Raw genomic sequence first — 5,822 nt, forward strand, 5'->3', positions numbered from 1 at the left:
ATAAATATAATGGTCGGTCTGGTGGGCTCGTTTTTTTTTATAAGAGACTGGTTCCCGCCCGCCGTGGGGCCGCGGGCGGGCCGCGCACCCCGCCCGGGGTGCGCGGCCCGTCGCCGCCCCGCCCACCTCCCCACCCAAGCAGGCCACGACAGAAGGGCACGACACACACGATGGCAACACCGACGACCAGGGCCTCCGGCGACGGCAGCGGCCTGACCGAGATGTCCTGGGACCCGATCACCCGGATCGTGGGCAGCCTGGGCATCCACACGAAGATCGACTTCAAGCAGAAGAGGGTCGCGGAGTGCTACAGCACCTCGTCCGTCTTCCGCGGCTACAGCGTCTTCATGCGCGGCAAGGACCCGCGCGACGCGCACTTCATCACCAGCCGGATCTGCGGGATCTGCGGCGACAACCACGCCACCTGCTCGGTCTACACGCAGAACATGGCCTACGGCGTGAAGCCCCCGCACCTGGGCGAGTGGATCATCAACCTCGGCGAGGCCGCCGAGTACATGTTCGACCACAACATCTTCCAGGAGAACCTGGTCGGGGTCGACTACTGCGAGAAGATGGTCAAGGAGACCAACCCGGGCGTCCTGGAGCTGGCCGAGCGCACCGAGGCCCCGCACGCCCGCGACCACGGCTACAAGACGATCGCCGACATCATGCGCTCGCTCAACCCGATCGAGGGCGAGTTCTACCGCGAGGCGCTGCAGGTCAGCCGCTACACCCGGGAGATGTTCTGCCTCATGGAGGGCCGCCACGTGCACCCCTCCACGCTCTACCCGGGCGGCGTCGGCACCGTCGCGACGGTGCAGCTGTTCACCGACTACCTGACCCGGCTGATGCGCTACGTCGAGTTCATGAAGAAGGTCGTGCCGCTGCACGACGACCTCTTCGACTTCTTCTACCAGGCGCTGCCCGGCTACGAGGAGGTCGGCCGCCGCCGCGTCCTGCTCGGCTGCTGGGGCAGCCTCAACGACCCGGACCACTGCGACTTCACGTACCGCAACATGACGGACTGGGGCCGGCGGATGTTCGTCACCCCCGGCGTCGTCGTGGACGGCAAGCTCGTCACCAACGACCTCACCCAGATCAACCTCGGCATCCGCATCCTGCTCGGCAGCTCCTACTACGAGGACTGGCAGGGCAAGGAGCTGTTCGTCACCCACGACCCGCTCGGCAACCCGGTCGACCCGCGCCACCCGTGGAACCAGCACACCATCCCGCAGCCGCAGAAGCGGAACTTCGACGACAAGTACAGCTGGGTGATGTCCCCGCGCTGGTTCGACGGCAAGGACCACCTCGCCCTCGACACCGGCGGCGGCCCGATCGCCCGCCTGTGGTCCACCGCGCTGTCCGGCCTCGTCGACATCGGCTACATCAAGGCCACCGGACACAGCGTCAAGATCAACCTGCCCCGCTCGATGACCAAGCCCGAGGTCACCTTCGAGTGGAAGATCCCGCAGTGGAGCAACGCCATCGAGCGCAACCGCGCCCGCACCTACTTCCAGGCGTACGCGGCCGCCGCCGCCCTGCACTTCGCCGAGAAGGCGCTCGACGAGGTCCGCGCCGGGCGCAGCCAGACCTGGGAGCGCTTCGAGGTGCCGGACGAGTCGATCGGCTGCGGCTTCACCGAGGCCGTGCGCGGCGTGCTCTCGCACCACATGGTCATCCGCGACGGCAAGATCGCCAACTACCACCCGTACCCGCCGACCCCGTGGAACGCGAGCGTGCGCGACAGCTACGGCACGCCCGGCCCGTACGAGGACGCGGTGCAGAACACGCCGATCTTCGAGGAGAACTCCCCGGAGAACTTCAAGGGCATCGACATCATGCGCGCCGTGCGCAGCTTCGACCCCTGCCTGCCCTGCGGCGTGCACATGTACGTCGGCGGCGGGCGCACCGTGCAGACCATGCACGTGCCCACCGGCCTGAGCGGGCTCACCGCATGACGGCCGAGCAGACCGGGCTGCGGATCCAGGAGGCCCTGGACGCCCTGGCCGGCAGCGGCGCCGAGGAGGCGGGCGAGCAACTCGTGCGCGACCTCATGGAGTTCTACGGCGAGGGCCTGGCCAGGCTGGTGCCGGCGCTCGCCCCGCCCGCCCTGGAGCGGATGCTGGACGACCCCGCCGTCGCGGGGCTGCTGCTCCTGCACGACCTGCACCCCGAGGACGTGACCGCCCGGATCGACCGGGCGCTCGCGGCCCTGCCCGAGCGGGTCGAGGTGCTCGGCTTCGAACCGGCCACCGGCGCCCTGCGGCTGCGCCGGACGGCCTCCGGCTGCGGCTGCTCCGACCAGGACGTCGAGGCCGTCCTCGCCTGCCACGCCCCCGAGGTGACGGCCGTCGAGCTGGAGCGCGCCCCGCAGCTGCTCCAGATCGGCGCCCGCCCGCAGCAGCCCGCGGAGGCGCGATGAACACCCGGAGGGTCTCCCGGGACGGGACCGCCCTGCTGCGCCGGCTGCGCGAGCCGGCGCCGCCGCGCCCCGAGCAGTGCGGCTTCTGCGGCCGCGACCTGCCGCCCGGCCACCGCCACCTGGTGGACGTCGAGGAGCGCGCCCTGGCCTGCACCTGCACCGCGTGCGGCCTGCTGTTCCAGCAGCCCGGCGCGGCCGGCGGGCGCTTTCGCACCGTGCCCGACCGCTACCTCGCCGACCCGGACGGCGCTGTCGACGAGCGGCTGTGGTCGGTGCTCGGGATCCCCGTCGGCACCGCGTTCCTGTTCCGCAACGCCGTGCTCGACCAGCTCCTCGCCTTCTACCCCGGCCCGGCCGGCGCCACCGAGAGCGAGCTGGACGAGGACGCCTGGGAGCGCGTCCTCGGCGGGAGCCGACTGGCCGCCGCCCTCGAACCCGACGTCGAGGCGCTGCTGCTGCGCCGCACCGACGGCCGCGTCGAGTGCTACCTGGTGCCGATCGACGTCTGCTACGAGCTGGTCGGCCGGCTGCGGCTGTGCTGGCACGGCTTCGACGGCGGCGCCGAGGCGCGGGCCGAACTCGACGCGTTCTTCGGCCGGCTCGCCGACCGGGCCCGCCCGCTGCCCACGGAGGTGACGGCATGATGCCGCTCGGCTTCGCGTGCACCGGTGTGCGCTCCGACCCGTACGCGGCCGCGCCGACACTGGTGTTCCGGCTGCGCATCACGGCGCCGGCCGACACCCGGGTGCACGCCCTCGCCCTCCAGTGCCAGCTGCGGATCGAACCGGGCCGCCGGTCGTACGCCGAGGCCGAGGGCGGGCGGCTGGGCGACCTGTTCGGCGAGCGGGAGCGCTGGGCGACCACGCTCAACCCGATCCAGCTCGCCACCGTGCCGCTGCTCGTGCCCGGCTTCACCGGCGAGACCGAGGCCGATCTCGCCGTGCCGTGCAGCTACGACCTGGAGGTGGCCTCCGCCCGCTACTTCCGGGCGCTCGACGGCGGCGAGGTGCCGCTCCTGCTGCTCTTCTCCGGCACCGCCTTCGCCGGCCCCGGCGGCTTCCAGGTCACCCCCGTGCCCTGGGACAAGGAGGCCCGGGTGCGGATGCCGGTGCGGGTCTGGCGCGAGGCGATCGACCAGCACTTCCCCGGCTGCGCCTGGCTGCGCCTGCCCGACGACGTGATGGACGACCTGCTGGCCTACCGCTCCCGGCGGGCCCTGCCCTCGTGGGAGGCGACGGTGCGCGAGCTGCTCGCGGCGGCGGCCGTCGAGGAGGCGCTCCGGTGAGCGGGTTTCCGGAATCGATCGAGAGCGGCTTCGCCGGGGCGCGGCAGATCGCCGACGCCGTGCTGCTGGAGGGCTACGTGCTCTACCCGTACCGCGCCTCGGCGGCCAAGAACCGGCTGCGCTGGCAGTTCGGCGTCCTGGTGCCGCCGGAGTACACCGCGCAGGGCGGCGAGCACTCCCACCAGCGCACCGAGTGCGTCATGGAGGCGCGGCAGGACGACCGGCTCGCGGTCGAGCTGCGCTTCCTGCGCGTCCAGCGGCGCACCGTCGAACAGGCCACCGCCACCGGCGGGTTCGAACCGGTGGAGCGGCTGGAGCTGGCCGACCGGGTGCTCGTCGAGTGGGACGAGGCCGTCGAGGAGCGGATCGAACTCCTCGTGCCGGTCGAGGAGTTGATGGGCGAGGGGGTACAGCACGGGTTCCGCCTGCCGGGCGTCGGCGAGACCGAGCTGCTGCGCGAGGACGGCACCGCCGTCGGACGCCTCGTCCGGCGGCGCGAACAGGTCGACGGCGTCGTGCGGTTGAGGACCGAGGAGCTGCCGGGCCCCTACCGCGCGCAGCGCCTCACGGCCGTCGTGGAGAACGCGTCCACCTGGATGCCGCGCCGGCGCACACCGCGTGAGGAGGCGCTGCCGCGCGCCCTGGTCTCCGCCCACCTGCTGCTCGGGCTGGAGCACGGCCGGTTCCTGTCGGTCACCGACCCGCCCGAGTGGGCGCGTGCGGCCGTCGAGCGGTGCCGCAACGAGCAGACGTGGCCCGTCCTGGCCGGAGCGGACGGCGGGTGCAAGGTGATCCTCTCCTCGCCGATCATCCTGGAGGACCACCCGCGGGTGGCCCCGGAGAGCCTCGGCACGCTGTACGACGCGACCGAGATCGACGAGATCCTCGCGCTGCGCACCGCGGCCCTCACGGACGAGGAGAAGCGGGAGGCGCGGGGCACCGACGAACGGGCCGGTGCCGTGATCGACCTCGCCGAGTCGATGCCGCCCGAGGTGCTGGAGCGCCTGCACGGGGCCATCCGCGGGCTGCGCGAGATCTCCTCCGCCGATGCGGAGCAGCCCTGGTGGGACCCGGGCAACGATCCGGCGGTCGACCCCGAGCGGGACGAGGTGCTGGTCGACGGCCGTGCCGTCGCCGCCGGCAGCCGGGTGCTGCTGCGGCCCGGACGGCGCCGCACCGACGCCCAGGACCTGTTCCTGGCCGGGCGGACGGGCGTCGTCGAGGCCGTGCTGCACGACGTGGACGGCTCGGTGCACCTGGCCGTCACGGTGGAGGACGACCCGGGCGCGGACCTGTGGCGGGCGCAGGGGCGCTTCCGCTACTTCCAGCCCGACGAGGTCACCCCGCTGGAGGAGTCGTGAGCGGCCCGAAGGTGCTGGTGGCCGGGGTGGGGAACATCTTCCTCGGCGACGACGGCTTCGGGGTCGAGACCGTCCGGCGGCTCGCCGCCCACCCGGTGCCGGACGGCGTCGAGGTGGTCGACGTCGGCGTGCGCGGCGTGGACCTCGCCTACCGGCTGCTCGACGGCTACCGGACCGCCGTGCTGGTGGACGCCACCTGCCGCGGCGGGGTGCCCGGCACCGTCTACCTCATCGAGGCGGCCGCCGAGCCGCTGGAGGCGCCGCTGCTGGACGGGCACCGGATGGGGCCCGACGCCGTGCTCGGCCTGCTCGCCACGCTCGCCGCGGGCACCGGCGGCGAGCCGCCCGGACGGGTGCTGGTGGTCGGCTGCGAGCCGGCGTCGCTGGAAGAGGGCATCGGGCTGAGCGCCCCGGTCGCCGCCGCCGTGGAAGAGGCGGTCCAAGTGGTCCTGCGGGTCGTGGACGAGGCCGCGCAGCCGGAGAAGGAGACGACACCATGCTGAGGAAACTGTTCTGCGCCGCCCTGCTGGCCGGGATCGGCGCGCTGGTCTGGCAGAGCCTGCCGGACCTCAAGCGGTACCTGAGGATCTCGCGCATGTGACGCGCACGTGAGCTGCGCGCGGGGCGCGGATTGCTGCGAACGGTGCAGCCCCGGACGCGGGGGGGGCGCCGCGAAGGGGGGGCGCCCCCACCGCGGCCGGGTATGGGGCGCCGTGCCGCCCGGCGGGGGGAGGGGCCCGTGGACGCGATGTCG

7 protein-coding genes are annotated in these 5,822 nt (G+C 73.0%); all 7 read left to right on the forward strand.

What is annotated here, in order from left to right:
- Positions 1–170 precede the first annotated feature (170 nt).
- The 7 genes from ACFVU9_RS45135 to ACFVU9_RS45165 are packed head-to-tail and all read left to right on the forward strand — an operon-like array spanning position 171 to position 5,669.
- A complete protein-coding gene (locus ACFVU9_RS45135; protein ID WP_380435253.1) occupies positions 171–1,958 on the forward strand; it encodes a nickel-dependent hydrogenase large subunit in 1,788 nt (595 codons plus the stop codon).
- Positions 1,955–2,422, forward strand: coding sequence for a thioredoxin (locus tag ACFVU9_RS45140; RefSeq protein ID WP_387603852.1), 468 nt, complete (start codon positions 1,955–1,957; stop codon positions 2,420–2,422). Before ACFVU9_RS45135 ends, ACFVU9_RS45140 begins: the two co-directional genes overlap by 4 nt.
- Positions 2,419–3,066, forward strand: coding sequence for a DUF5947 family protein (locus ACFVU9_RS45145; protein ID WP_387603855.1), 648 nt, complete (start codon positions 2,419–2,421; stop codon positions 3,064–3,066). Before ACFVU9_RS45140 ends, ACFVU9_RS45145 begins: the two co-directional genes overlap by 4 nt.
- Entirely contained in the window at positions 3,063–3,707 is a 645-nt protein-coding gene (locus ACFVU9_RS45150) for a DUF6084 family protein (protein WP_387603858.1), read from the forward strand. The genes ACFVU9_RS45145 and ACFVU9_RS45150 overlap by 4 nt, the downstream gene beginning before the upstream one ends.
- The gene (locus tag ACFVU9_RS45155; protein ID WP_387603861.1) at positions 3,704–5,068 is read left to right on the forward strand and encodes a hypothetical protein; all 1,365 of its coding nucleotides are present in this window, start codon (positions 3,704–3,706) and stop codon (positions 5,066–5,068) included. The genes ACFVU9_RS45150 and ACFVU9_RS45155 overlap by 4 nt, the downstream gene beginning before the upstream one ends.
- A complete protein-coding gene (locus tag ACFVU9_RS45160; protein ID WP_387603864.1) occupies positions 5,065–5,571 on the forward strand; it encodes a hydrogenase maturation protease in 507 nt (168 codons plus the stop codon). Before ACFVU9_RS45155 ends, ACFVU9_RS45160 begins: the two co-directional genes overlap by 4 nt.
- On the forward strand, positions 5,565–5,669 hold the full coding sequence (locus ACFVU9_RS45165) for a DUF6893 family small protein (RefSeq protein WP_380397724.1): 105 nt from the start codon (positions 5,565–5,567) through the stop codon (positions 5,667–5,669). The genes ACFVU9_RS45160 and ACFVU9_RS45165 overlap by 7 nt, the downstream gene beginning before the upstream one ends.
- Positions 5,670–5,822: the final 153 nt, after the last annotated feature.

It is taken from the genome of Kitasatospora sp. NPDC057936 (genome assembly GCF_042887525.1).
Classification (GTDB): Bacteria; Actinomycetota; Actinomycetes; order Streptomycetales; family Streptomycetaceae; genus Kitasatospora.